At 50.3% G+C, this 25,821-nt stretch carries 25 protein-coding genes; 14 read left to right on the forward strand and 11 right to left on the reverse strand.

Features of this window, described 5'->3' with window-relative positions:
* Window positions 1-159: 159 nt before the first annotated feature.
* Both GXP70_RS16190 and GXP70_RS16195 read left to right on the forward strand, forming a co-directional pair.
* Window positions 160-741 carry a sigma-70 family RNA polymerase sigma factor gene (locus GXP70_RS16190; protein WP_162357778.1) on the forward strand — a complete coding sequence of 194 codons (582 nt, stop codon included), beginning with the start codon at window positions 160-162 and terminating at the stop codon, window positions 739-741.
* Window positions 722-1,876, forward strand: a complete 1,155-nt coding sequence (locus tag GXP70_RS16195; protein ID WP_162357779.1) for a DUF4179 domain-containing protein — start codon at window positions 722-724, stop codon at window positions 1,874-1,876. Before GXP70_RS16190 ends, GXP70_RS16195 begins: the two co-directional genes overlap by 20 nt.
* Before the next feature lie 377 nt (window positions 1,877-2,253).
* Here the strand turns inward: GXP70_RS16195 and GXP70_RS16200 are convergent, their stop codons facing one another.
* On the reverse strand, window positions 2,254-2,430 hold the full coding sequence (locus GXP70_RS16200) for a hypothetical protein (RefSeq protein WP_162357780.1): 177 nt from the start codon (window positions 2,428-2,430) through the stop codon (window positions 2,254-2,256).
* 33 nt (window positions 2,431-2,463) lie between these two features.
* On the opposite strand from GXP70_RS16200, the gene GXP70_RS16205 reads away from it, so the two are divergent.
* The 4 genes from GXP70_RS16205 (at window position 2,464) to GXP70_RS16220 (ending at window position 4,976) form a co-directional block, all read left to right on the forward strand.
* On the forward strand, window positions 2,464-3,105 hold the full coding sequence (locus GXP70_RS16205; protein ID WP_162357781.1) for a hypothetical protein: 642 nt from the start codon (window positions 2,464-2,466) through the stop codon (window positions 3,103-3,105).
* Between the two features lie 206 nt (window positions 3,106-3,311).
* Window positions 3,312-3,512 (forward strand): cold-shock protein, encoded by a 201-nt coding sequence (locus GXP70_RS16210; RefSeq protein ID WP_162357782.1) that lies wholly within the window; start codon window positions 3,312-3,314, stop codon window positions 3,510-3,512.
* A 209-nt stretch (window positions 3,513-3,721) separates the two neighbouring features.
* Window positions 3,722-4,273, forward strand: coding sequence for a S8 family serine peptidase (locus tag GXP70_RS16215; protein WP_162357783.1), 552 nt, complete (start codon window positions 3,722-3,724; stop codon window positions 4,271-4,273).
* A 397-nt stretch (window positions 4,274-4,670) separates the two neighbouring features.
* Window positions 4,671-4,976, forward strand: coding sequence for a GNAT family N-acetyltransferase (locus tag GXP70_RS16220; RefSeq protein ID WP_162357784.1), 306 nt, complete (start codon window positions 4,671-4,673; stop codon window positions 4,974-4,976).
* Between the two features lie 314 nt (window positions 4,977-5,290).
* Here the strand turns inward: GXP70_RS16220 and GXP70_RS16225 are convergent, their stop codons facing one another.
* On the reverse strand, window positions 5,291-5,593 hold the full coding sequence (locus GXP70_RS16225) for a hypothetical protein (RefSeq protein ID WP_162357785.1): 303 nt from the start codon (window positions 5,591-5,593) through the stop codon (window positions 5,291-5,293).
* Window positions 5,594-5,942: 349 nt separating this feature from the next.
* Here GXP70_RS16225 and GXP70_RS16230 point away from each other — a divergent pair, with 349 nt between their 5' ends.
* From GXP70_RS16230 to GXP70_RS16240, 3 genes are all read left to right on the forward strand, one after another.
* Window positions 5,943-7,736, forward strand: a complete 1,794-nt coding sequence (locus GXP70_RS16230; protein WP_162357786.1) for an alanine--tRNA ligase — start codon at window positions 5,943-5,945, stop codon at window positions 7,734-7,736.
* Between the two features lie 274 nt (window positions 7,737-8,010).
* A complete protein-coding gene (locus GXP70_RS16235) occupies window positions 8,011-8,985 on the forward strand; it encodes a tRNA dihydrouridine synthase (RefSeq protein WP_162360514.1) in 975 nt (324 codons plus the stop codon).
* 56 nt (window positions 8,986-9,041) lie between these two features.
* On the forward strand, window positions 9,042-10,271 hold the full coding sequence (locus GXP70_RS16240; RefSeq protein ID WP_162357787.1) for an AGE family epimerase/isomerase: 1,230 nt from the start codon (window positions 9,042-9,044) through the stop codon (window positions 10,269-10,271).
* A gap of 30 nt (window positions 10,272-10,301) precedes the next feature.
* Here the strand turns inward: GXP70_RS16240 and GXP70_RS16245 are convergent, their stop codons facing one another.
* The 3 genes from GXP70_RS16245 to GXP70_RS16255 all read right to left on the reverse strand — a co-directional run bounded on the left by GXP70_RS16245 (window position 10,302) and on the right by GXP70_RS16255 (window position 12,410).
* Window positions 10,302-11,246, reverse strand: coding sequence for a ribose-phosphate diphosphokinase (locus tag GXP70_RS16245; protein ID WP_162357788.1), 945 nt, complete (start codon window positions 11,244-11,246; stop codon window positions 10,302-10,304).
* Window positions 11,247-11,356: 110 nt separating this feature from the next.
* Window positions 11,357-11,659: a glycerophosphodiester phosphodiesterase family protein gene (locus tag GXP70_RS30335; RefSeq protein WP_404822259.1), complete on the reverse strand. Its 303-nt coding sequence runs from the start codon at window positions 11,657-11,659 to the stop codon at window positions 11,357-11,359.
* Window positions 11,541-12,410, reverse strand: a complete 870-nt coding sequence (locus GXP70_RS16255) for a glycerophosphodiester phosphodiesterase family protein (RefSeq protein WP_162357790.1) — start codon at window positions 12,408-12,410, stop codon at window positions 11,541-11,543. Before GXP70_RS16255 ends, GXP70_RS30335 begins: the two co-directional genes overlap by 119 nt.
* 468 nt (window positions 12,411-12,878) lie before the next feature.
* Here GXP70_RS16255 and GXP70_RS16260 point away from each other — a divergent pair, with 468 nt between their 5' ends.
* The 5 genes from GXP70_RS16260 to GXP70_RS16280 all read left to right on the forward strand — a co-directional run bounded on the left by GXP70_RS16260 (window position 12,879) and on the right by GXP70_RS16280 (window position 17,466).
* The gene (locus GXP70_RS16260; RefSeq protein WP_162357791.1) at window positions 12,879-13,793 is read left to right on the forward strand and encodes a phosphotransferase; all 915 of its coding nucleotides are present in this window, start codon (window positions 12,879-12,881) and stop codon (window positions 13,791-13,793) included.
* A gap of 100 nt (window positions 13,794-13,893) precedes the next feature.
* A complete protein-coding gene (locus GXP70_RS16265; RefSeq protein WP_162357792.1) occupies window positions 13,894-14,667 on the forward strand; it encodes a phosphorylase family protein in 774 nt (257 codons plus the stop codon).
* 581 nt (window positions 14,668-15,248) lie between these two features.
* Entirely contained in the window at window positions 15,249-15,908 is a 660-nt protein-coding gene (locus GXP70_RS16270; RefSeq protein WP_162357793.1) for a hypothetical protein, read from the forward strand.
* 28 nt (window positions 15,909-15,936) lie between these two features.
* On the forward strand, window positions 15,937-16,560 hold the full coding sequence (locus GXP70_RS16275; protein ID WP_162357794.1) for a DEAD/DEAH box helicase family protein: 624 nt from the start codon (window positions 15,937-15,939) through the stop codon (window positions 16,558-16,560).
* Between the two features lie 195 nt (window positions 16,561-16,755).
* Window positions 16,756-17,466 carry an aminoglycoside phosphotransferase family protein gene (locus GXP70_RS16280; RefSeq protein ID WP_162357795.1) on the forward strand — a complete coding sequence of 237 codons (711 nt, stop codon included), beginning with the start codon at window positions 16,756-16,758 and terminating at the stop codon, window positions 17,464-17,466.
* 110 nt (window positions 17,467-17,576) lie between these two features.
* Here the strand turns inward: GXP70_RS16280 and GXP70_RS16285 are convergent, their stop codons facing one another.
* From GXP70_RS16285 to GXP70_RS16310, 6 genes are all read right to left on the reverse strand, one after another.
* On the reverse strand, window positions 17,577-19,604 hold the full coding sequence (locus GXP70_RS16285; protein ID WP_162357796.1) for an NHL repeat-containing protein: 2,028 nt from the start codon (window positions 19,602-19,604) through the stop codon (window positions 17,577-17,579).
* A 106-nt stretch (window positions 19,605-19,710) separates the two neighbouring features.
* Window positions 19,711-20,187, reverse strand: coding sequence for a hypothetical protein (locus GXP70_RS16290; protein WP_162357797.1), 477 nt, complete (start codon window positions 20,185-20,187; stop codon window positions 19,711-19,713).
* The gene (locus GXP70_RS16295; protein ID WP_162357798.1) at window positions 20,178-21,986 is read right to left on the reverse strand and encodes a glycoside hydrolase domain-containing protein; all 1,809 of its coding nucleotides are present in this window, start codon (window positions 21,984-21,986) and stop codon (window positions 20,178-20,180) included. The genes GXP70_RS16290 and GXP70_RS16295 overlap by 10 nt, the downstream gene beginning before the upstream one ends.
* Before the next feature lie 159 nt (window positions 21,987-22,145).
* Entirely contained in the window at window positions 22,146-23,798 is a 1,653-nt protein-coding gene (locus GXP70_RS16300) for an extracellular solute-binding protein (protein ID WP_162357799.1), read from the reverse strand.
* Between the two features lie 138 nt (window positions 23,799-23,936).
* Entirely contained in the window at window positions 23,937-24,824 is an 888-nt protein-coding gene (locus tag GXP70_RS16305; RefSeq protein ID WP_225442441.1) for a carbohydrate ABC transporter permease, read from the reverse strand.
* A 28-nt stretch (window positions 24,825-24,852) separates the two neighbouring features.
* A complete protein-coding gene (locus GXP70_RS16310; protein ID WP_162357800.1) occupies window positions 24,853-25,812 on the reverse strand; it encodes an ABC transporter permease in 960 nt (319 codons plus the stop codon).
* Window positions 25,813-25,821: the final 9 nt, after the last annotated feature.

The following is a 25,821-nucleotide window of genomic DNA, read 5'->3' on the forward strand; positions in this document are numbered from 1 at the left end:
AGCTTGAGAAATCAGGCTTTTTCTTATGATGTTATATAGCGATATCAAATATTCGTCCCCACCCGTTACTTTTTCTCCGCTCAGCACATCTAATCTATGTCGACAGCAATGAAACACGAGAAGGCCCGGGTCTTCTGGGAGGCGGGGAATATTAAAAGGATGACGAATAATCGGTCAGGCAGCGTCACATCGTCGAATAAAATTGAACTGGCGAAGCTCGCATGGTCGGCTCGAGAGGGGAATACGGAAGCCTTTCTTGAGCTGATAGAGAGCCTGAAGGGTGCGCTCTACAGAACCGCAAGTACGATTCTAAAAAACGACGAGGATTGTGCGGATGCACTCCAAGAAACCATCGTAAGGGCTTACCAGGCAATCCGTTCGCTGAGAGAACCGACCCATGTCAAAACATGGCTGTATCGAATCCTTATCAATGAATGCAATTCGATCTTGCAGAAGAGACTACGCCACTCTCTGCCCGGCACGCTGCCGGAGCCGGTTGCAGATCGCCCGATTTGCCAAGACGTAGAACTGAAAGAAGCCATTGATCGCCTGGAGGAGCCGCTTCGGCTAGTGGTGGTGCTCGTCTATTTGGAGGACTTGAAGATTGCGGATGCTGCGGCGATTCTTGGCATCAGCGAAGGCGCAGCCAAGATGCGGCTGAAACGGAGCAAGGCCCAGCTGAGAAGCTGGCTGGAGCCGTCTTGGGAAGGGAGAGGTAATCATGAAGCCAGATCATATTGACGAACGGCTGGACCGACTCCGGTCGGGAACGGAACTGAACGTAGACATTCCCGAGGCCGTAGAGCTCCGAATGGAGGAGATACTTGGGAAAATCCGGGCCGAAGCACCTTCCTCATTGCCAGCAGCCGGCAAGCGCCGCAAGCCGGATCGGGCTGGCCTCTCCGACGGCATCCTGCAGGTGAATGGCCAAGCCGGCTCTCATTCCATCGTCCCCGGACGGTTCCGCCGGCTGCGACGCTTGGCAGCCATAACTGTGGCAGGCGTGTTACTGCTTGGAATGGGCATGGCCGGGCTCGGTTACATGTCGTCGGCATTCGCCGAATCAATGCGGTCGGTGCCGGTGATCGGAAGCTTATTCTCCTTGTATGGGGACAGGGGAATGCAAGCAGCAGTGGAGAATGGATTGGTGCAGCCGGTTGCAGTCACCGAGACTCTCGGAGACACAACAATCAGCGTCCGAAATGTCATTTATGATGGGGCGAGGATCGTGCTGGAGGTGCAACGGGAGGGTGACGGGGAATTCTACAGCCGCGACTTGCGGAATCCTGAGCCTGGCGAGCTGACTTCCGTCGAGGCCTATTGGCAGGAGCAACAGCTAATGCCGTCATGGAGGCCAGCTGGAGAGCATTCCGTGCTCGTTAGCATGGATCGGTTTCAATCGGGGTTGACGAGTCCGTTCACGCTTGGGGTTACACTTACGGTAGCCGGAGTCGAACAGCCATTTCGCTTTGACGTACCGGTGAAAATCAATGCCGAATCGGTTGTGATCGAGAAGCCCAACATGCCAGATACGCTCGCTAATCGCGGATTTGTCGTGGACAAGATCATCGTGACGCCTGTGACGACACAGGTGTTCTTCCATCTACGGCCTAAGGCCGAGGATACAGCAAACACATTCGTGCATCCGGATGATTTTGATATGTCGGCAGCGCGGGATGATCAGGGGCGCGTCTATCCGATTCTTGGCGGTCAGGGAGATCCGGAGACGGAGTCGGGCAGTAAACAGTACTATATATTCGAGCCTGTTAATAAAGCAGCAAGCGCGCTCAAGTTATACTTTAATGTCGCAGGCGGCCCGGATGGCAAGCCGTACACAATTGAAATGCAGGTGCCGCTACCGGATCGTCAACGATAGAACTAACAGGAACGCTATAGCACAACATCACCAGGCTGCCGGCATGATCGGCAGCCTGTTTAACGCTAACGGGCGGCTTTAGTTCCGCAACAAGGAAGGGGGATTACAGTAAACGTGCATGGACTGCTGGTACCGTTTCGAAGCAGCGGGCTCCATAACGGCTGGTTCACGGTGCGTCCGTTAATGCAAGGAAGCTTCACCCAAATAGCGGAACCTCTGTCCGCGAGTCTTGGAGGAGGATCCTTTCCTTAATCATGCATACGCATACGGCGTAGCCAGCACCGAACGTTCTCGTCAGCCTGCATGGAGAAGCTACTGGTGCACGCCAGCAGCCTTTCCATTGTTCTCCTACCTGTAACCACAATAGAGCACTAGCTTCATTCCGCGGCCAGAAGCTCCACGGAAGCTTGACCGAGATGGCGCAGGCTGCGGCCAAGCGGCGGGAATTCGAGATTATCGATTCTTACCGCTACAACGATCTCGTTCTCACGTGCCTGTTCCCGAAACCGCTCACTCCGCGCGAGCTGCGGATGAAGCTCCAAAGCTTCTGCCACGATTTCCTGGAGCTAATCCGCAGGGAGTACGGCTTGACGATCTATATTGCCGTCAGCCCGATCTACCGACGGCTGCAAGAGCTGGGAACGGCTTATGCCGAGACGTCGGCCTTAATCGACGCCAGCTTCTTCCAGTCGGAGGGGCAGGTGCTGTTTCCCTCGGCGTCCGGGCCCGCGGGCGAGAGCGGCAGGTTCTCTATCATCCGCGATCTCGAGCTTTTCAATCGGATGCTGGAGCAGGCGACAAGCGAAGACATCATAGGACACCTGGAAGGATTCCTTGAGCATATCAGCGCCTTCAGCGAAGGGAACATTCGGGTGGCCAAGGGCCTGCTCTCCGATATCTGCCTTGCCACCGCCCGCTATTATAACCGCACGACGGGAGACGAATTCGGTTTCGACAAGAGCATTAACGAAGTGTTGGAGTGGGAGTTCTGCCGCGACATCGTCAAGGATCCGCTTAGGACAACCTTCCAAGATTTTGATTGGGCAGATGAGGTGGTGCATGCCGGTTTTGGGCAGAAATGGATCGTCGACGCGGTCTACGGAGGCGATGCTCGCCGAGCGCAAGCGGCCGCCGACGATACGATGACCAAGCGCGCGGCTTATATGGCTCAATTCGATATAACGCATCTCCTGTCCGCCAACCCACGAAAATACGTGATTATGAAGTGAATAACGGCTCTCCTGTCCGTTGCCTTGCTTCGACGAACGTACAGCAACGGCGAACGATCATACAATGACAAGATGGCATGATCCAAAATTTCTTTATAAATAATAATTTAAGACAAATTCCAACAGTTTTTTCGTTTTCGTTGGGATATACTTGTGATTAGTCCACTTTGTTGGGGCATAATGTTTACACTATGGAGGTTAAATGAATGGAAACAGGTACTGTCAAATGGTTTAATGCAGAAAAAGGGTTTGGCTTCATTCAAAGGGAAGCCGGCGACGATGTGTTCGTTCATTTTTCAGCCATTCAAGGCGAAGGATACAAATCTTTGGACGAAGGTCAACGTGTTGAATTCAATGTTGTTAAGGGCCAACGAGGACCTCAAGCTGAGAATGTTGTAAAACTGTAATACGTAATCAAGCCTGGACTTGGCGAAACGCCAGGAACAGGCTTTTTATTATCAATCGCTCCTAAACAGCAGCCAATATGCTATGTATAACATTAGGGCCGGGGGAAAAGCATCCTCGGTCCTTTTTCATGCAATCGAGGGGGGCGGCCGTATGTCATGGTGTTCCATTAGAGAATTCCTTCGGATTCCGCAGGAACTCACTGGTAAAGATGTCGGTATTGCTATTGTTGATGGAATTAACATGCAATGGGCCGGCATCGTCACCGTCCGTACTGTCGGTTGGCGGCGTGATCATCGCAGAGGACGCAGTCATCAATCATGCAAAACCATACCACGGCTGCAGGGGTAAGACCTTTGAAGGGAAGCGGGTACCTGAAATTCTGGCCCCGGCTGAAAATTTGGTTTTACCTATGCCTTTTCACACCCTAGAAGAGAGACAAAATCATTATACTGCGCCTAATGTTCACCTGCCCGAGGATTATGCCAGGACAGAAGGGACTTCATTTGCAGGCCCCATTATATTGGGATGTGCAGCATGTATTTGGCAAGCACAACCCCACTGGACAGCGAACCAAGTGAAATCCGCGATTATCAGCAGTTCGATAAGGAATGAGAATTGGGACGATTTGAATGCGGGTCTAATTGATGTTGCGGCAGCTTTAGAAGCGGTACCCCCACAGACAAGCTTTCGAGCAATGCCTTGCGTCGGTTACTTCTCGATGACTGTAGTTATGTTCGAATGGCAGCTCTATTTGCATTGAACAATTGTCCCGAAACGTGGCATGAGCTAACTAATGAAATCAGCAGGATATTTCAGGATTCCAATATGAACCTCCGATACGCTTCTGTAAAACTCGCATCCACGATAAACAAGCATGCTTTTATTGAACCGCTTATTTCCGGTCTTTATGAAGATGCGATTTTCCAACGCGTTTCGATATTTGGAGCGAGGTGCGATGCTCTCGAAGCGATCACGGGGGCTGCCTTCGACCCGATATGACTTCATATTGCCCAAAAATGGGCTCATTGGAGTGCAGCTCGCTGATGCAGCGACTTTAGCCTTATCGGGCAGGATAGTTCGGTGGCGGCGATGCAGGTATTTAGGGACATGCAAAGAAAAAAATAGATAACTACCATCATTCGAAAGGAGCGTAGGAAATGAGTTTCGATCAATTAGAAGGCGAAAGAATATCATTAATCCCACTTGAGTTGGAGCACGCAGATTCCTTGTTCCATTGTTCACAATCTCCTCAAATATGGGAAAACCTCCCGACTAAAATCCATAATTTAAATGAAATGCAGACCTTCATTCGTGCAGCAATTTTAGGGAGGGAACACGGAGAAGAATTTCCCTATGTTGTCTTTGATAAAACGCTTAATAGTAATGGTCGGAATGACCCGGTATTTAAGGATTTCGTCTGTGTACAAGAACTTGAATATCGGATGGACATGGTATTCTCCTGAGGTGTGTGAAATAATTACGACAACAACTCATAGCCGTTCACAAAAAGCTAATGAGCGATTGGGAGCAAAGAAGGAAGGGATACTTAAGAAAAAATATAATGGATTAGATTATGGAATGTTTATAAATTCTGAAAGTGGTTAGACTATAAAATAATTATCGCTTGTGTTTAACTGATATTCATGACTAACCGTGTAAGTCGGACCGTCTGAAGGTGCTGACAAAGAATATGCATTAGATCAACGATAAATAAACCGCCAAGGCATCGTGCCTTGGCGGTTTTTCTTATGTGACCGGTGCCGCCTCTTAGGACCAATCATTCCGGGCCGTCCAGATTAATAGCCTTCGCTATCACTTTGCCACTATCCCCGGTCCAGCTGTCGTTACCGCCCAATGCGGCCATGTATCCCGCTTTCTGGTACAGCATCGTAAACGTCGTGCTCGCAGTGTCAGTTTCCCAGCCGGGCTGCAGCAGCTCGATGAATTTGGAACTCCGGCTCCAACGCACGGTGCTCTTCTCCGCCGTCTCCGTCATCCAGAGCCATGACAATGCAGGGGTGATCTCCTTCTTCATGACGATGTGTACCTGCTGCTTAGCATGATCCCAGCGACTTTCCATCCAAACTCGCCTCGTTCCTGTAGCGGCATATGTTGCAGTACCTTGACATCTGAATTCCAACTGGTTAATATTTTACTAATTAGGAAAATCTATAAGTAAAAGCAATGAATGAACAAAATATGCTGCATTTCGTTCAGAGAGGGATGTTTCGGTGTGAAATCCTACGAAATTCAGTCTATTGCCGGTTCAGGAGTGCGGTTAATGCCCGCCGGTTTGACTCGTTATCGTCATCAGAGCTGATTGTATCGCCAAATGCGAAGACAATAACTTGGGTGGTACCGCGATTAATTCGTCCCAATCTTTGGGGCGTTTTTTTGTTGTCCAAATTAGAGCAGAAGGAGACCTAGCAATGAAATTGTATACATCTGAAGAGATAAGAGCGAAGTATATTCAGTTTTTTCAAGCAAGAGGTCATGCCGTCATTTCCAGCGCTTCCGTCATACCCGATAACGATCCAACCGTATTGTTTACGACAGCGGGCATGCATCCACTGGTGCCGTATTTACTTGGAGAGAAGCATCCGGCTGGAACGAGGTTAACCAATGTTCAAAAGTGCATTCGTACTGGAGATATTGATGAAGTCGGGGACGATACCCATTGCACATTTTTTGAGATGATGGGCAACTGGTCACTTGGCGATTATTTCAAACGCGAATCCATATCGTGGAGTTGGGAGTTCGTCACTTCGCCGGATTGGCTAGCTATTCCCAAGCATAAAGTTGCGATTACTGTTTTCGAAGGAGATGATGATGCTCCGCGTGATCAGGAGTCGTATGATCTATGGCGTGCATTAGGCCAAAGCGAGGATGAAATCTTCTTTTTACCTAAAGCCGATAATTGGTGGGGGCCGGCAGGTCAAACAGGGCCTTGCGGTCCCGACACGGAAATCTTCATCATTTCGGATAAAGAACGTTGCGGTCCTTCGTGTTCGCCGGCTTGTGGATGTGGGCGCTATGTTGAATTCTGGAATAATGTATTCCTGCAATATAACAAAACGGCGGAGGGAAAGTTTGAATCGCTTAATCAAACAAACGTCGATACGGGAATGGGCTTAGAGAGAGTGTTAGTCGCTTTGAATGGAGGAACAGTCTACGATAGCGACCTGTTTACCGCGATCTTCTCAAGGATAGCGGAACTGACTGAGACCACATACGTAGATCAGCCCAAAGCGTATCGGGTTGTTGCGGATCATACCCGCACGGCCGTATTTATTCTGGGTGATCATTTCGGCATTACTCCGTCCAACGTCGACCAAGGTTACGTGCTGCGCAGATTGATTCGCCGGGCTGTTCGATTCGCCATGCAATTACGTATTCGAGAAGGCGGTTTAGCAGACATCGCTAACGCTGTGATTGACAAGTATGAGTTAATCTATCCGGAGCTCCAAAGTAATCGCGATAAAATTATTAGGGAACTTCAAGCAGAAGAAGCTCGTTTCCAAAAAACGCTCGCACAGGGACTTCGTGAATTCGATAAGCTTTCGAATTCATTGGTAAATGGCCGCCTAGACGGTGCAGCTGCATTCAAACTGTATGATACGTATGGGTTTCCCATCGAATTGACCATGGAACTGGCAAGAGAGCGTTCCTTCGCCATCGATCTGGAAGGATATCTCGAGAAATTTCAGAAACACAGAGAGTTATCGCAAGCCGGAGCAGCCCAAAAGTTTAAAGGCGGCTTAGCGGATCATTCCGGACAGACGGCAAATCTTCATACGGCTACTCATCTGCTGCATGCTGCATTACGAAAGGTTCTGGGAGAAGAGGTGGCGCAAAAGGGAAGCAACATAACGGCTGAGAGACTGCGTTTTGATTTTTCGTTCCATCGTAAAATGACCAAAGAAGAGATCGCGGAAACGGAGCGGCTGGTCAATGAAGCGATTTCCGAAGGCGTCGAAATTACGTTCGAAGAGATGACGCTTGAAGATGCTCGTAGCACAGGAGCCATTGGCCTATTCGAGAGCAAGTATGGCCAGATGGTAAAAGTATATACGATGGGCAAATTCTCCAAAGAAATATGTGGCGGTCCTCACGCGGTAAATACGGCTGACCTTGGTACTTTTGTAATTGTTAAGGAAGAGAGCTCGTCTTCCAGTGTTAGGAGGATAAAAGCAATACTTCAAAGCACTACTGCATTAAGCTAACTGGGAACGTTAGTTCAATACAAGTAAACCGAAATTGACAAGAACTTGATGCCATTGCCGACGAAAGGCTGGGATCGTATATTGAAGCAGTTCGCGCCAATTACGAAGGGGACATACCCATCATGACGGTATTCAGTTTATAATAAAGCCGTGTGCTTTATGGAATGTCTGTTGTTAACCTGTAATGGCGTTAGAACCATGTTCCACTGACAGCAAGTATTTTACTATTCTAAGGACAACGATTGTTCTGGTAGGTATAGAGGGGTTTTTAATGATGAAAGAAAACTTTTGGCGCGATTTACCACGACCTTTTTTTGTACTAGCACCCATGGAAGATGTGACAGATGTTGTGTTTCGCCATGTGGTAAGCGAGGCAGGCAGACCGGATGTGTATTTTACGGAGTTTGCGAATACGGAGAGCTATTGTCACCCGGAGGGGAATAAAAGCGTACGTGGGCGCTTGACTTTTACCCCAGATGAACAGCCCATTGTAGCACATATCTGGGGAGATAAGCCGGAATTTTTCCGTGAAATGAGCATCGGCATGGCGAAAGAAGGATTCAAAGGCATCGATATTAATATGGGTTGCCCAGTGGCGAATGTAGCAGAGAATGGGAAGGGCAGCGGCCTGATCTGCCGTCCTGCAATCGCAGCGGATATCATCCAAGCCTCCAAAGCCGGAGGACTGCCTGTCAGTGTAAAAACAAGGCTCGGTTTTAATGACCTCGACGAATGGCGTGACTGGCTAACCCATATTTTGAAACAAGACATTGTTAATCTGTCCATCCATCTTCGGACAAGAGAGGAAATGAGCAAAGTAAACGCGCATTGGGAACTGATTCCGGAGATCAAGAAGCTTCGTGACGACGTGGCGCCAGATACGCTTCTGACCATTAACGGGGATATCCCTGACCGTCAGGCCGGCCAGCGGCTTGCAGAGCAATACGGTGTCGACGGTATTATGATTGGACGCGGTATTTTTCAAAATCCATATGCATTTGAGAAGGAACCGAAGGAGCACGGCAGTGCGGAATTGCTTGATCTGCTGCGGCTCCATCTGGATCTGCATGATCAATACTCAGCAGTGGAGCCACGTTCGTTTAGTGCGCTTACCCGTTTCTTCAAAATTTATGTCCGTGGGTTTCGCGGAGCAAGTGAACTCAGAACCAGCTTGATGAACGCCAAATCCACAAGCGAAGTGCGTGTATTGCTGAATAATTTTGAAAGCAAGGAAAACGGTTCATCATAACTAGCACACATATGACAGGTAAAGCCCGTGATCAGTAACGAGATGGAGGGATAGAAATGAATAAAATCGACCACGCTGCGGAATTACCGCATATCCCACGTTGGCAGACGAAGATCGAGCATGAACTAAAGGATAACATTCTCGCCTATTGGATGACGCATGCGCTTGACTGGGAACGAGGAGGCTTCCACGGCCAGATCGACGATCACAACGCCGTGCAGGTAAGCGCTGACCGGAGTTTGGTGTTGAATACGCGATTGATATGGACATTCGCTACTGCCTATCGATTCTATCAGGACGAGAACTACCTTCGGGCAGCCAATCATGCGTATACGTATCTTGCCCAGCATTTCATGGATCGCGAATGGGGCGGATACAGCTGGATGGTGACCTGCAACGGGGAGCTATCGGATGCCAAGAAACAAGTCTACGGTCAGGCGTTCGTCATCTACGCGTTGTCCGAATTATATCGCGCGACTGGTAATGAACAAGCGCTCGAACAAGCCATCGTCTTGTTCCAATTGCTAGAAAAGTACGCTTATGATCCCGATTACGGTGGATATTCGGAAGCGATGACCGCGGATTGGAAACGGCTTGACGATTATAGTTTAAGCGATAGCAGCATCCGGGCGGACAAGACCATGAATACGCATCTGCATATGCTCGAAGCCTATACGAGCTTATACCGTGTATGGCCGGATAGTGAGCTCAAGACAAAGTTAGAGGCACTCATCACGCTCACTTCCGAGCGAATCGTTGATTCACGGACAAACCACTTTCATTTGTATTTTGACCGCTGCTGGAACGCCCTATCCTCTCATATCTCCTATGGACACGACATTGAGGGAAGTTGGCTGCTCGCTGAAGCCGTAACTGTTCTTGGAGACGAAGCATTGCGCACGCAGAGCAGCGTTACTGTGCTGAAGATGGCTGAAGCAGTGCTGGAGCGGGGCATGGACGCGGACGGAGGCCTGTGGAACGAGTCTGACGGAATGATTCTGATCGACCGGAACAAGGACTGGTGGCCGCAGGCCGAAGCGATGATCGGTTTCTACAATGCTTATCAGCTAAGCGGTCAGAATCGCTACCTTGCAGCTGCTTATCGCGCTTGGACATTTATTGATACGCATGTCATTGACCGAGAAGGCGGAGAATGGCATCAAAGTATCGGAGTGGATCAAGCTCCGCTCCCAGGGCCAAAGGTCAGCGCATGGAAATGCCCGTATCACAACAGCCGCGCATGCTTTGAAATGCTGGAACGTATAGCGGAGCGGCTGAAATCATGATTGGAAATGAAGACGGTCGCTTGCGAATCCTTACATTTGCTTCGTTTTGAACAGCGTATTAATGGATCCGCCGTTATTAATAATTCTAAGCGCGGTTGCGAGGAGCTCCTCCATTGGAAGAACGACGAACTTATCCGAATGGTTCGGATCGATTGCGATGGTATTCGTAATAACGACTTTCCTTATGTAGGGATGCGACAGCTTCTCGAGCGCGTTATCCGAGAACAACCCGTGCGTCGCGCATATATAGGCGTCATTCGCGCCGCGTTTATGAAGCGCCTCTACAACATTTACGATCGTACCGCCCGTATCGATCAAATCCTCAATGATAATCGGAGTCATGCCTTCGACTTCACCGATAATATGCGTGATTTTCGTCTTATTGTGAGCAGGGCGGTTCTTAATCATGATGGCAAACGGGCAGTCCATATAATTGGCGAGCTTCTCGGCGGTCGTTGCCCGACCAGCATCAGGCGAGACGACGACCGGGTTCTTAATGTCCATGGCCTTCAGATAATCCGTAATCAGATCCAGCGCGGTAATATGATCTACGGGGATGTCGAAGAAGCCTTGAATCGCATCGGCATGAAGATCGACCGTAATCATACGATCAGCGCCTACGGTTGTCAGCACGTCAGCTACGAGCTTCGCGGAAATGGGTTCGCGCGGGGCGGATTTCCGTTCCTGACGGGCATAGCCGTAATAAGGCATCACGATATTAATCGTTTTGGCCGAAGCCCGTTTTGCCGCATCGATCATAATCATGAGTTCGACCAAATGCTCATTGACGGGATGAGACAAGGATTGAACGATGTAGACATGGGCGGAGCGGATCGATTCGGTATAACGCAAGCTGATTTCTCCGCTTGGCAGCGTGGACATTTCGATGTCACCAAGCGGTACATGAAGCTGCCGGCATAGCCCTTCCGCGAGCTGGCGGTTTGATGAACCGGAAAATATTTTCACATTTTTCATCCGCTTGACTCCTCCTGAAAGAATTGCTGCGCAATTTCGCATCGCAAGACTAGTCTCTGATTCGACATACAAGTAGTTCCATTATAGCTTTTCCCATTGCAAATTCAAAATCATCCGTAATATTGTCGAAAGCTCGGATTTTCAAGCTGCTGGAACTGCCTTTTCCGAGGGAGCCTGTTACGAATCGTGACCGGCGCCGCCGACTTGTCGCTTGAGCGTCGATTCACTTGTTCCGGCTCGATGAAATCAGTCATGACGCCTTGGACACCGGACTTCCGGAGCGACTGGATTCGTTCAAGGTCGTTTATCGTATTGACGTACGTATAAATGCCTTTGTCCTTTAGCGCCTGCACTAATTCCGGTGAATAACGGTTCTCGTCCATGACGGCGATTCGAATGCCTTGCGCGGTCATATCGCGAAATGATCTTTTCATCGGAATCCTGATTCATATATAACGTGTAGATATATTGTTTGAACGGATAGACGCCATTGACGGCCGCATAATTATCGGCCTGATAGAGCTGCGGCACGATGCGCTTCAGAAGAGCGGGGTTCGCATCCTCCGTCTCCTTGACGATTTTCCGATAAATCGCAGCAGCATTGGCCGCATCCGCTTCCTTCGTATCCGTTACAAGCAGCACATTGGGATGATCCGCCATAAAGCCAAGCAATTGCTGAAATGTCATGGGCGAATAATGCCCATGAATCGGAAACGCCTCGAACTTCGCGAGCGTCATCGCTCCGCTCTTTATCTGCGGCGACTGTCCGAGGACGGGATACGTGCCGGCCTCCCAGTCGTGACGCAACACCAAATGGCCGTCCGACGTAACGCTCACGTCCGTCTCGAATACGCGATTCCCGCAAGCATAGGCATGAAACAGTGCTTCTCGGCTGTTCGTACCGGCGAATTGTTCGATGCCGCCGAGCGCATGCGAGATAAGAATCGTCTGTCTCACCCAATCGTACGGGGTCGAAGCCAATCCAGGCGCAGTCGTGGGGCGCGCGGCGCAATCGGGCGGCATCGACTGGCGTTCGGCCGGAGACATTAGGAATGGCGTCGAGAGAAAGACCATGAGCGAGAGGATCAGCTGCGGCAGCTTTGATGTGCGGCGACGCGGGGCTGTTCTGGTGGATCTGCTAGATGGAATAGATATCGGAAACATAGATTCGCCCTCCCGGAGCCTGTCTTTTTCTTACCACTTAGACTGACATGGGAGATTCAGAAACATGCAGCTTTCTCTCAACTTCTACCAAAGCAACAACCGCCATTGTCTGAAGAAAATTAAATAATAGACTGAATACATGTATTAACTCGGAAAATAAAGTGCTAGACTGCCGGTGCTTCGTTAACGGGCAGCGTGGTAAATGCGGTTGGTTTAGCGTTGTTAACGGAATGTATGTTTGGTAAAATCATGAACACGAGATAGAGATAAACAGCCCTGAATCTTATGATGGCAATGTTTAGAGAGGTCCATTTTCATTCGGGACAGATCATCTATGCGGCCAAAATAAGAACGGGACAACTCGATTGGAATTACAAATAATCAACACATTGACGAGGCACCCATTAAATTAACGGGAACGATAGCGAACGTTTCGCCGTTGTAATCGTTGAAGGAGACAGACAATTCATGGGAGAAACGAATGTATGGGATGCGGAGTGGGAGGTTAACGAAAAGCTGGCGCGGACGCTGATCGTCAGCCAATTCCAGCAGCTGTCATCGAAGCAAGTAAAGCGATTGGGATGGGGCTGGGACAATACGGTTTTTCTCATCGGTGACGAGTACGTGTTTCGTTTTCCAAGAAGAACGATTGCGGTCGGGTCGATTCGTATGGAAGGGAAGCTGCTGCCGAAGCTGGAGGCGTATATGACCGTCCCCTACCCGAAACCATTGTTTTATGGTGAAGCAAGTGACGAATACCCGGCACCATTTCTTGGCTACACCTACGTGCCGGGGGATTTTCCTATCGGCTTGTCGGAAGAACGCCGGGCTTTATCGGCAGAGACGCTGGCGACATTTTTGCGGAGATTGCATGAGTTTCCGGTGCAGGCTGCGCTGAAGTGCGGAGTTCAGCAAGATCATCGAAGCTTGACGGACATCGCATCGCGCAAAGTGAAATTGGAAGGTTTTCTATCGAAGGTGCTCGTATACTTATCTCCGGAAGAGTTCGGTGCGATCGAAGGTTACTTAAGCGGGCTGCAAACGGACCGTGTCGAGACTATGAATGTGCTGCTACATGGCGATCTTCATTTCAAAAATATGCTGGTGAATGAGAATGGGATCGTTTCCGGCATTATTGATTGGGGAGATCTGAGCGTCGGTCATCCGGCTTGCGATTTGAGCGTTGCTTACAGCTTTTTGCCTCCGTGCGCTCGCGGCGTATTCTTCGAAACGTACGGTGGGGCGGACGAGGAAACGAAGCTGCTGGCGCGGCTGATCGCGGTGTACATCCCTGTACTGATCTTGATGCAGGCAGTCGATGACGGGAATGAAGCGATTGCGGCAGAGGCGAAATCGAACATCATGCGGGCACTGTCGGAATAGGCTCGACGTGAGTTCAATCAATGAAACGAATTCCACAATATGGTAGAGTATCGTAAAGTATATTTTTGTCAGGGGGGTATCAGACGTGGGAGATCGATTTTTGAAACCAGAATTAGTGATGAGAAGCCGTTTTGCATCTAATCCAATACCGCAATGGGAAGCTGCTATATTATGTTTTCGTAATAGACAGGGTTGCGACATCTTAGTAAATAAATTTAATGCGAAACCGATCGAGGGATACAAAGTATTTTACGGTATAGATGCTACAGAGACATCGAGACAAGTCTTTGAAGCTGAGATCAATGGTATTAACGTCGGAATCATAACACGGTTAAGCTGGGGAGGCCCCCAAGCGGCAATAATAGTTGAGGAGCTTGCATTCATCGGTGTGAAATACATATTGGGTTATGGGACCGCAGGATCAATTAATAAAACAATTGGCAAAGGGCAGCAAGTAGTTGGCGTGAAGTCCTTAATTACCGATGGAACAAGCAAATCATATGTAAGTGATAGGGCTGAACTTCTGGGTAACAGTGATCTAATTAAACTAACAAAAGAAGTATCGACTCAAATCGGATATGAAGTTAAGGAAGTATGTGTGGCCAATGTGGATGCACTGTACAGGGAAACCAAGAAACTGATTAGTGAATATCAAACAATGGGGGCAGACATTGTAAATCTTGAAACATCGGCCTTATTTGCAGCCTGTGAAGCGTGCAATATTGCGAGTACTTGGATTGGGTTCATTAGCGATTGTTTAGTAGATGAAGCTTGGGATGATTGGCACATTGATAGTTTAGAACTATCCACTATTGCATCAGAAATCTGTCTCGAAGTAATTAGAGCCATTTTTGAACGCAATAGCCATGTCTAGCGACACAAATCATTGAACTAACGGGCAGATTAGCTTAACGGTTACAAGGAATTTATTAGAGTATTGGCAGTTCCTGATTCGTCTGGAGGAGAATCGAGTGGTAAAGCGCGGTATATGGGTATGGTTAGTAATTGCCATGCTTTGCGGAATTCCTGGGGTAGTAGGGACAATGATATGTCTGTTATGGTTGGTGGTAGGGACACTGTTTTTTGATGACCCTACGGCTACTTATAGCGGATTTATTTTGCATATTGGAAAGTTTATAGTAGTTCCAATTCTTCTGCTTATAATATCAGGGTGGTCCATAAGTAAGTACATATTAGCACGGAAGAAATAAGTTTGGAATCAGTGCAAGCTGATAAATAAGCTGTCAGAAACGATTGCCTCCCCCTATACTAACGGGCAGTTTAGAGCAACAAATGGAATATTATTGCGTCTGCCATTTATAAGAAAAACGCAACTCGTTCTGCATTTCAACGTATAATACCATGTGGTAAATATTGGGATTTCTAAGCTGGTGGCTGTGTTGAACAGGCAGCTAGGCAAGTTAAAATAGAGGATCCAATACAGGAGGTTTTTATGTGAAATATAGTCCTTATTTAATCCTATTTTCGTTACTTGTATTTCTTGTTGCTGGTTGTAGTCAAACATCTTCTTATGGAACCCCAGCTCCAATAAAGAACCTAAAATGGGGCATGAACGTAACTGAGACATTAGATGTTTTGGGAATCGGAGAAAAGGATTTAACTGAAACAAGCAGTCTTGGTACAACGCGTACGTTCACATCCAACGAAAAAATAAAGATATATGGTCGTCCTGCTGAAGTTAGTTTTACGTTTAGTTATTTATCCCCCGAACCTATTTTATTTGGAATCACTGCTAAGTTTAAACCAGAAGACGTCGCATATGTAGAAAAGGAAATAACTAAACAGCGAGGTCAGGAGGGGAGCATTCTTCAATATAATGTTAAGAGTGAGCCGATGCAGATTAGCTGGAAGGATGTATCGCTTCAAGATAACAAAAAATGGTTGGCTGCCGTTGAAAAGGTTTATAACAATATGGGAGTAAAGACGACCGAGGAGCCCATGGAAAACGGTGTAAATGTAATGGGTAAGACAATTACAAGTTGTGTTCTTGAATTAGATAAAAACAGTCCACGGTATGGCACCGTTGTTTTTGATGGTTCGGTTGCAGCGATGTTAAATTATCCAGAAAGGTATGCGTATGTGCCTAAGACATAATTTATTATTGGACTAACGGGTACTTTAGTTGAAAATGACATTAAAGCATGAGAGGAGCATTCTTTTGAGGGATTTCATATTCATCATTGGACCAAGTGGTATTGGAAAAACGACTTTAGCAAAGAAGCTATATCAACATTATAAGAGTGTTTACATCGAACAAAATATGATCCCGGAATTCTTAACAACCGATGGTAAAACAGAGGTAACTGGGGAATTCGAAGAAGAAACATGCTGGTCAAGTACAGTCACACTTCTTCTTAATTTCAATAAATTAGGATATAAAAACGTGATAGGCTTAGATTTTGACGATCTAAGAACAAGAGATATTCCTGATGTTTTTAAAGGGTTTAACTACATAACTTTAAAGCTTGTCTGCAGTGATTATCAACAGAATTTGAATCAGATGCTTAATCGCGAAGCTGGAGGACTTGTAGATACTGAGTTGCTTGAGAAAATGTATCAAACCATTCCCAAAAGGAATTTGCTTATTAATGAATTTGAAATTGATGTTAAAGATAAAGATCCTGAGATAGTATTTAATGAGGCAGTAAATCTAATTAATGACGCTAACACATCGTTAAACTACGAATACACCAAGCCTTCAAAAGAAAACTTCTATTCATGGGTATTCAGTAATGGATTGCGATAGAGTTCGATAATGGATTTTGAGCTAACGGGAGACTATAGCTCAACTACAAACGAAGGCAGCCGTGCACGAATACGATCGGCTGCCTTCGTTCAACTAACGGGCAGTTTAATTATATGAGTTTATTACCTTCCAGTTTTTTCTAATGTTTAGTAATGTATGGGTAACTGAAATTTTATATTAGGCGGTGTACGTAAATTGGAACATAGCGTTATTTTTCACAAAATATTGACTGATTTAAATTTAGGCTCTTTCGTACTACAACCACAAAGGGTTTCTGGTGGTTTTATGCACAAAATGTATTGTTTAGAGACCACTACAGGAAAATATGCATTAAAGCTATTAAACCCCGTTATTATGAAAAGGCCGAGTGCATTCCAGAATTATCAAAAGGCAGAGCGTTTAGAACGGGTATTGCAAGAAAACAAAATGCCTATTGTTCCGGCAATGGAGATAAATGGCCGCAAAATGCAGTGTATCGAAAATCAATATTACTACGTCTTTCCGTGGGTTGAAGGGAGCGCGCTCCCTGGGGATGAAATAAAAGAGGAGCATTGTAAAATAGTCGGTGAACTCTTGGCTAAAATTCACAAAATTGAGCAGATTGAGAAACCCTTTGTCAGAGATGAAATTAGTATTGATTGGGGCGCATATATTGCGACGGCAACTACAGAGTGTCCAGAAATCGCAGACAAGTTAAATAGTTATAGAGAAATCTTGTACGCTTGCCAAGAAGAATTTAATAGGGCACTAAAAAAGATACCGGCTGTCACCTGTATATCCAACGGCGATATGGACTGCAAGAATATTTTGTGGGTGAATGGAAATCCTTTAATTATTGATTTAGAATGTCTTGATTATGGAAATCCATTTTGTGATTTAATTTACAAACAGACTCCGACAATTTAAATCTTGTTATTCCAATTTTAACTGATGACATATGTACAAAATACGGGTTTTGTGTAAATGTATTAAAGTAAAAAAGCCGCAACGCGGCTTTTGCGTCGTTTTGTTGCCACTCAAATCATAAATTCATACACGCACCCAAGGCGATCAATTACACCGATGGCCAACTTACGGTCGTCCCCTGAAATCGCAATGCAGTACGGTTCGCTGCTTAAGCCGCATCCGCCGACCTTGTTCGGATCCGAGAAATGAACGCGTCCTAGCTGCTGGACGCCGTTCAGGTCGTCGTAACTGAACACCATTCCTAGATCTGACGGATCGCCTGCGACACCGTACACCTTGGTTAAATCCGACGTGACCGCCATGTCATGTACCGGACCGTGCGGCGCGCATGCTCCTAAGGCGAACACGCTGTCGCCGGCAACGATTGCCAGCATGCCGTCCGTTGTACCGACCAGCCGTCTGCCGTTCGAGATGCTCGCGGCAGCGCTCGCAACCGCCAGGTATTGTCGGCCTGGATGCGCCGGAAGCTTCACATGGGCAAACGCCTGATCAACGCCCTCATGCTTCGGCTCGTAACCGTCGATTGCTTCTTGGCTGACTACGATGCCGTCCTCAATAATGAAATGCGTAAATACCTCGTTCCCGCAGATGGCATGAATGCGATGCCGTTCGTCATACCAGACCCGGTTCACCCGGGATTGCTCAATCGCGGTATGCTTCCATATTTTGGCAACGCTTACATTCGCTGCACGGAACGTGTCCGGGTTCTGAGCGAGAAACCGCCCATCCCTCTCTCCTTCCGCGAACATGTCGTAATAGCGCGCGGCATCCTGGAGAAGCGTATCGCCGTACAACTGCAGGCCATCCTTGAAGTTGATGTAATGATACGGATCGCGGCAGGTCAGCCTTGGTAGGTGCCGGTCCTCCCTGACGGCCTTCAAATCGATCTGGAACATGCCGGGCGGATCAAGCGCGTGATTCGTATCCGCGCCGTACAGCACGTCGTCCTTGATGTACATTTCGCAGAACAGCGTCGTGTTTCGCTCAAGCACGCCGGCAATGCCGTGATTGAACGGAACGCCCCCGTTCAGGAAATCCCAGCTGATCAGCCAATTCGCGGTCTCTCGGCCATTTCCCTGGAAGCGCAGGCCGTACCAAAGCGTGCCGTATTGATCGAACGCCATGCTGTGCGTCACCGGGGTCCAGTCGTAGGCTTGAAATTCCGTTGGTCTGAAATCGCCAACGGCTTCAATGGCATTCTTCGCATAATCGTAGGCGAAGAGCTTGTCGTTATAGGCAACCAGCATATAGAGACGGCCATCCGGCCCGTTCTCCGCGGCGATCATCTGATTGTGGAATTTAGACAACGGAATGTCGGACGACTGCGGAATATCGAGGCCAAGGTCTTCCAGCTGCTTCGTATCGGTATTGATCCTGTAGAGCCGGCCGGATTTCGAGGAATTGTAGATATGGCCGTCAAGCCCCTTCACGAACCGGAAAGATGCGTATTCCGCCGCCTGACCGTAATCCGTCACGTGCCGGGTAGCCATATCCAGCCGGTACACGTGGCCGCGAATATAGCCGCCGAAATAATAGGCATTCGTCTTCGCGTCATAGATGCCGCCGTAGATCGTTTCCCGCGGGACGGGGATGCCCCAGTCCTCCACTTTGCCCGATTCCGGATCATAGAGGATGACGTTCGAGCCCGCGTACCCTTCCCACATATGCGAATAGTACGCCCAGGGCAGCCAATACGGATGATTCGGCGCACTGGCGGTCGTATGCGTCGTCATGATGATCCGCCCATCGGGCAAGAACGACATGCAGGTATGGATTTTGCTCGGCCGGATCGTGCGGTCGTGCGTGATCACGCTGTCGTTCAGCTTCCATAACAGCTTCAATTCGGCCTTTTCCGGAATGTATTCATAGAAATGCACGTAATCCGGATAGCTGATTTCGGCGCATAGGCCGAAATAATGCCTGCCGTTCGGATGAATGGCATAGTCCCAGATCGCGTTATGCTTCGTCTCCGGCGGGAAGACGGCATATTGCAGGCTTCGCTGCGTAATGAGCTCATGCAGCTTCGGTTCGACCGCATCGAACGCGGCATTCCGCTCGAATGTCTCTCGCGTATACAAGCAAGATCCCTCCTGTTCCTGTACTGGTCTGTTGATCGTTCTTCACTTCCTGATCGTTCTGCACTTCCCGATTTTTCCAGATACCCTAACTGTGCTAGATCCACCGCTAAATCGCAAACAGCGACGTCGATTCGGAAACTTCCAGCACGCCGACGATGTCTTCGTCGGAATTGCGGATCGGGTAATACACCGTCGTTCCGAACGGCCGGTCCCACCTCGTCGGCAATCCTTCGAAGGCGCGAATCAGCTCCGGCCACGCCGGCTGGATCTGATAGCCTTCATGCGGCAGCGACCTGCCCGCGACCATCACTTCGACCCGCGCGGGACTCTCCGGCCTGCGAATCCATAGCGCCGTCGAAGGCTTGCGGGACGGTTCAATGCGTTCGGTCAGCAAGAGCACGCGTTTCAACGCATTGAAATGATGCTCGTCATAATCGATCTCGTCGCCGAGCGCGAATTCGTTGCCCGATTGGACCCGCAGCGGGTAGGCGCGCCGTTCGGGCGGCATCACCTCTTCGAGCGAATCGCCAGGCAAGAACAAAGCGCCGATACGCGCAACTTCCATCAATTCGATTATTGGCATGACCCGGCCTCCTGTTCGATTAACCGCCATAGCGCGTGCCGCAAATCCAGAAACGACTCGGGCTGCTTGCCCTGGTGCAGCGTCGCCTGCGGCGCGTCGCTGAACATCGTATCAATCCACTCGTACGGCGGCAGCCGGATGAAATCCGGCTTGCCCGGCCACCAGGCGTCGTCCTTCACGCCAAGCGATTGCGCGACGAGCGCGCTGACCGCAGCGCGCCGTTCCGGCTCCTGCACGCGAATCCACGCTTCCGTCAAGTCTGCCGTCTGCATCGCGTTTCGCAGCGCTTTCAACCGAATGGACGGCAGCGGACCGTTCACGCCGATGATTCCATCGCCGGGATAGAACATCGTCGTCGCGCCGTCCGCTGCCGGCTCCACCTGCCAATCCGCTCCCCAATCGAGGCTTTCCCAATACAGGAAACCGTCGACGCCGCGCGCCACGGCAACCAGCGGCCCGATCGCCGTGCCGAGCAGCGATTGTCCAATCTCCTGGGCGCTGCCGTACGTCCATGCCTCGCAGCCTTGCGCCTTCAAATACGCGAATCCTTCCGGATACCAGGAGCCGATCGTTTCATTGACGACCCAGTGATGAATCTTCGCGGCATACTGCTCGTAATGCTGTCCGAAACACCAGCTGGAGTCCGTACGGAAGATAATCGAGGCGCCGTCTTGCCGCGTGAGAACGTCTTCGCCCAGCGCGTAATACAGATCATTGATTTTCTCGTCCCACACGAACCGCGTCTCGTCGCCGTCGTACGGGAAGAGCTTGTAGCGCTTCTTATGGTTCAGGAATAGCTCGAATTTCGTGTTCAGCCATCCCATCTCCGTGAAATGACGGTGGAATTGGTCGAGCACCGCCGTGAATTCGGTCGCGTAGCCTTTGGTTCCGAACTTGGCGTAATCGGCCGGCCAATGAAAATTGAACGGCAGGTAGAGATGCGGCAGCGGGATGGAACCGCGCTTCGTATCTTGGAAAGCGGAACCGTCCAGGTAAGCGCCGTAATGCTCGTCGAACCGCGACCAGTCGCTGACGCGCATATGCTTCCCTTTGCCTTCCAGCGCCGGCGCGAAGCTGTCCGGCATATCCCCTGAATGCGAGTACGGCAAATAATGCAGCAGGCAGCGGTGTTCGTGCGCCATGCGATAGAACTGACGTTCCACCTTGAAGTAGGTGCCGTCCGCGTACCGATGCGGATTATGCCGTAAGCATTCCATTCGCCGCGAAAGTCCGTCGGCGTAGCTGTTCAGGTCGGCGGTAATGATAGACGCATTCGGCACGGTCGCCTCCAGCACTTGAATGGCGACGCTGCAGCGCTCAAACCGCTCCGTACCCATAACGATTTCAAGATGGCCGGTGTAGCTCCCCGGCGGCGTATCCGCCGGAATGAACAGATCGAGCCACAGGGCTGCGAAATTCTGATCCGGCACCGCGTTGCGTTCCGCAACTGAAGCGAGCGGGCGCTCCGAGGTGCTGCCGGCTTTCCATGGAATGAGCGCGTCGGGGATATAGCGTCCTTGAATCCGATGATACCATTGCACGTAGAGCGCATACTCGCCCGCAGCGATCTCGCCCTGTTCGCCGACCAGCGAACCGGGAACGATATCGAAGGCCTGCATGACCTCTTGCGTGTATGGAACGATGAGTTGAAACGAGACATAGGCATTGCGCGGGGAAACGAGCTGCAGCGTTTCCTGGGAGAAGACGGTCATGGACCGGCTTCCCCCTTCGTATTCGATGACTTCCCCCGACTGCGGGCAAATCCGAATCATATCGTGAATCAGCCGACTGATCGTCATAAGGCATGCACCCTCTTCTTTCGGGAACGACGTATTGATGCGCCAATCCTGCTTCCAGGCGCCGTTTCTACTTCCTGGCACCAGTGCTGCTATCGACTACCGGACCTGCTTCTGAGCACCGTATCTTTTCCGATTACCGGGTCTGTTTCCGAGACGAATTTACTTCCAGGTTCCTTCGACGCCAACTTCTTTGATCTTCGCGTTGACTTCGTCGATCATGTCCTGACCGCCGGCTTTCAGGTAATCCTGGACGATTTTATCCCAATCCGACATCGGCGTCTGGCCAAGGATGATCTTCGTTTCTTCGTCGGCGATCTTCGTGTACAGCTCCCAGAACTTCAAGTTGTACTTCTCCGAGTAGATGCTAAAAGTCGGGTCGATATACACGTAATTCGGCTTCGACCACTCGGCGATCGTCGCTTTGACGTACGACTTCTGAATCGGATTGATCAGACCGGTTTCGAGATGCAGGTCCTCGTCGCTCGGCGCCCATTCGACCCCGTGGAAATACGACGCCGGACGGTAGGATTTCATCGTATCGTCCGAAGGGAAGGTTGCCTCGCCATCCGCATACTTGTAGCCTTTGTCCACGCCGCCGTTCTTCCAGTCGAAGTCGGCGTTGTTCGGATTGCGCTCTTCGACCGGGATGAACTGCATGAAGTAATTGATCATGCTCAGGATGCGGTCGATCTTCGCCGGCTCGTCCTTCAGCTTGCCGGACAGCGCGAAGAGCTGGTAGTAGCCGGACAACCCCGGCTGTCCTTGGGAACCGTCCGGAGCCAGGAATGGCGGAATCGGCGCGACGACGGCATCCGGAGCGGATTGCTGGAGCAAATCCCAGTACGCGTTATTGCCTGGAATGCCCTCGTAATAGATGCCCGCTTTGCCTTGGTAGAACAATTTGCTCGCTTTGTCGTAATCCATGACCGGCCAGTCTTTCGGTACGAGCCCTTCCTTGTAGGCGTCGGTCAGAAATTGCACCCGTTCCTTGGCGCCGTCGGTAATGATGCCCGGCATATAGCCGCCTTGATCGTCTTTCAGCCAGGAGCTGGCATTGTAATAGTTGCCCATGCGCATATCCCAATCGATGCCTTTGCTCGTCGAGAAACCGTACGTGTCGTTCTTCTTGTTGCCGTCCGGATCCTGGGTGGTGAACGCTTCCGCGACTTTGAGCAGCTCCGCATAAGTGGTCGGCATCTGCAGATTCAGCTTATCGAGCCAGTCCTTGCGGATGATGGCGGAGTTCATGTACTTCGTACGGAAAAACTTCGGTATGCCGTAAATTTTCCCATCAACGGTAACGGCGTTCCAGATCGACTGCGGAATCAATTTCAGCTCGGGATACTTATCGATGTAGTCATTGAGCGGCAGGAATGCTCCTTGCTTCGCCCACTTCACGAAATTGCCGTCGGCGCCTTCGAGATCGAGAATGTCCGGCGCGTCGCCCGATGCCATGACGACGGCGACCTTCTGACCGGCCTCGCCCATCGGCACAATCTGCGGCTTGAAATCGATGTTGAACTTCTCGTTGATCGCGTCGACCCCGGGACCGTTCGATTTCGGCACGGTGCCCCATTCGCCTGCCAGGTAACTGACCGGGAATTTCTCGGCGTTCGCGCTTTCGCTGTTGTCCGTCTGCTTCGCATTCCCCGCGCTGCCGTCAGACGCCCCCGTCGTATTCGCTGCCGCACCGCTGCCGCCTGACGCGTTTGTATTGTCTTTGTTCGCTTCGCTGCCGTTGCCGCAGGCGCTCATTGTCAATCCCAATGCCAGCGACAAGCCAAGCAGGCTGACCTTCCCCCAAGCGTTCATCGTAACCCCTCCATGTAAATAAGAATGTTCGGCGTACCGCGGCTCTAGCCCTTCACAGAGCCTAGCATTACTCTACTGTCGTAACGCGGCTCTAGCCCTTCACAGAGCCTAGCATTACTCTATTGTCGTAACGCGGCTCTAGCCCTTCACAGAGCCTAGCATTACTCCTTTCGCAAAGTGTTTCTGCAAAAACGGATACACGACCAGGATCGGCGCGGTCGATACGAGAACGGCGGCCATGCCGATCGTGACCGGCGGCGGCATCTGCTGGCTCCTGAGCTGCTGAAGCATGATCGTGGATTGCAGCGTGGATTGCACGTTGCCTTGAATGACGAGCTGCCGAAGAATGACCTGTACCGTCCATTTGCTGGAATCGTTCAAATAAAGAATCGCATCGAAGAACGAATTCCAATGGCCGACCGCGTAGAACAATCCGAACGTGGCGAGCGCCGGTTTGGACAGCGGCAGGATGATCCGCGTGTACACCTTCAGCTCGCTTGCGCCGTCGATGATCGCCGCTTCGCTAAGCTCCGACGGGATGCTTCGGAAGAATTGGCGCAGCACGATCAGATTGAAGGCGCTGATCGCTCCCGGAACGATCAAAGCCCAATAGGAGTCAAGCAATCCCGTCGCCTTGACGACCAAGTAATTCGGAATCATGCCGCCGCTGAACAGGAACGTGAACAGCACCATGAAGTTGATGAAGCCCTTGCCCGGCGCCTCGCGCGTCAGCCCGTAGGCCATCGTCGACGTCATCGCAAGATCGACAAGCGTGCCGACGACGGTAATGCCGATGGTGACGTAGATCGAATGGACGAACGCTTCCGACGCGAAAATGTACTTGTAGGCATCGAGCACCCATTCTTTGGGCCAGAGCAGCAGCTCTGAATTCGTGTAGTCGTTGAACGAAGCGAAGGAAACGACGACCATGTAGAAGAAAGGGAACAGCATCGTGAACGCGATCAGGATCAAGATGCAGGCAAGCACGTAATCGACGGATCGATTGCCGTATAATCGGGTATTCAATGCGAGAACCTCCTTCCCCGGACGGATGTTAGAAGACGCCTTCTTCTCCGACCTTCTTCGCCAGCCGATTCGCGCCGACAATGAGCAGCAGGCCGATGATGCTCTTGAATAAGCCGAAGGCGGTCGAGAAGCTGAAATCGGCGCCGATGATCCCTTTCTGGTACACCATGTAATCGAGCGTCGTGCCGACATCCTTCGTAATGGAGTTGATCATCAGGATGATCTGTTCGATGCCGGTATCGAGCACGTGGCCGACTTGCAGAATCAATAGAATCGTAATCGTGCCCCGCAGCGCGGGCAGCGTGATATGCCACATCAGCTTCCATCGGTTCGCGCCGTCGACGACGGCCGATTCGTAGAGGTCGGGGTTGATCCCGGCCAGCGCGGCCAGGAAGATAATCATGCCCCAGCCGGATTCCTTCCACATGCCTTCCAGCAGAATCAGCGGCATGAACCAGCCCGGAGAGGTCAGGAAGTCGATCTGCGGCAAGTGCAGCGCTTTCAACAACGCATTGACGAATCCGTCCGTCGTAAGAAACGTATACACGAGGCCGACGACGACGATCCAGGATACGAAGTGGGGCAGATAGACGATGGACTGCACGATGCGCTTGAAGGCGCTGAACCGGACCTCGTTCACCAAGAGCGCCATGAAGATGCCGGCCGGGAAAGCGAACGCCAGCTGAAGCGCGTTCAAGTACAGCGTATTGAACAGCACCCGGCCGTAATCCGCGGACTCGAAGATCAGCGCGAAGTTGTGGAACCCGACCCATTCGCTGTGCAGGAAGCCTTGGAACGGGCTGTAATTCTGGAAAGCGATGACGATGCCGAGCATCGGAATGTATTTGTAGATGACGAAATAGAGCACGCCCGGCAATAGCAGCGCATAGATGAACCTGGCCTTCCACATGCGGACGAGCAGGCTCTTGCGCCTATGAAGCTGCGCGGGCGGACTGCTTGCCTTCGGCAGCACGGCGGACTCAGCCATTCTGGATAC

It is taken from the genome of Paenibacillus lycopersici (genome assembly GCF_010119935.1).
Taxonomy (GTDB): domain Bacteria; phylum Bacillota; class Bacilli; order Paenibacillales; family Paenibacillaceae; genus Paenibacillus_Z; species Paenibacillus_Z lycopersici.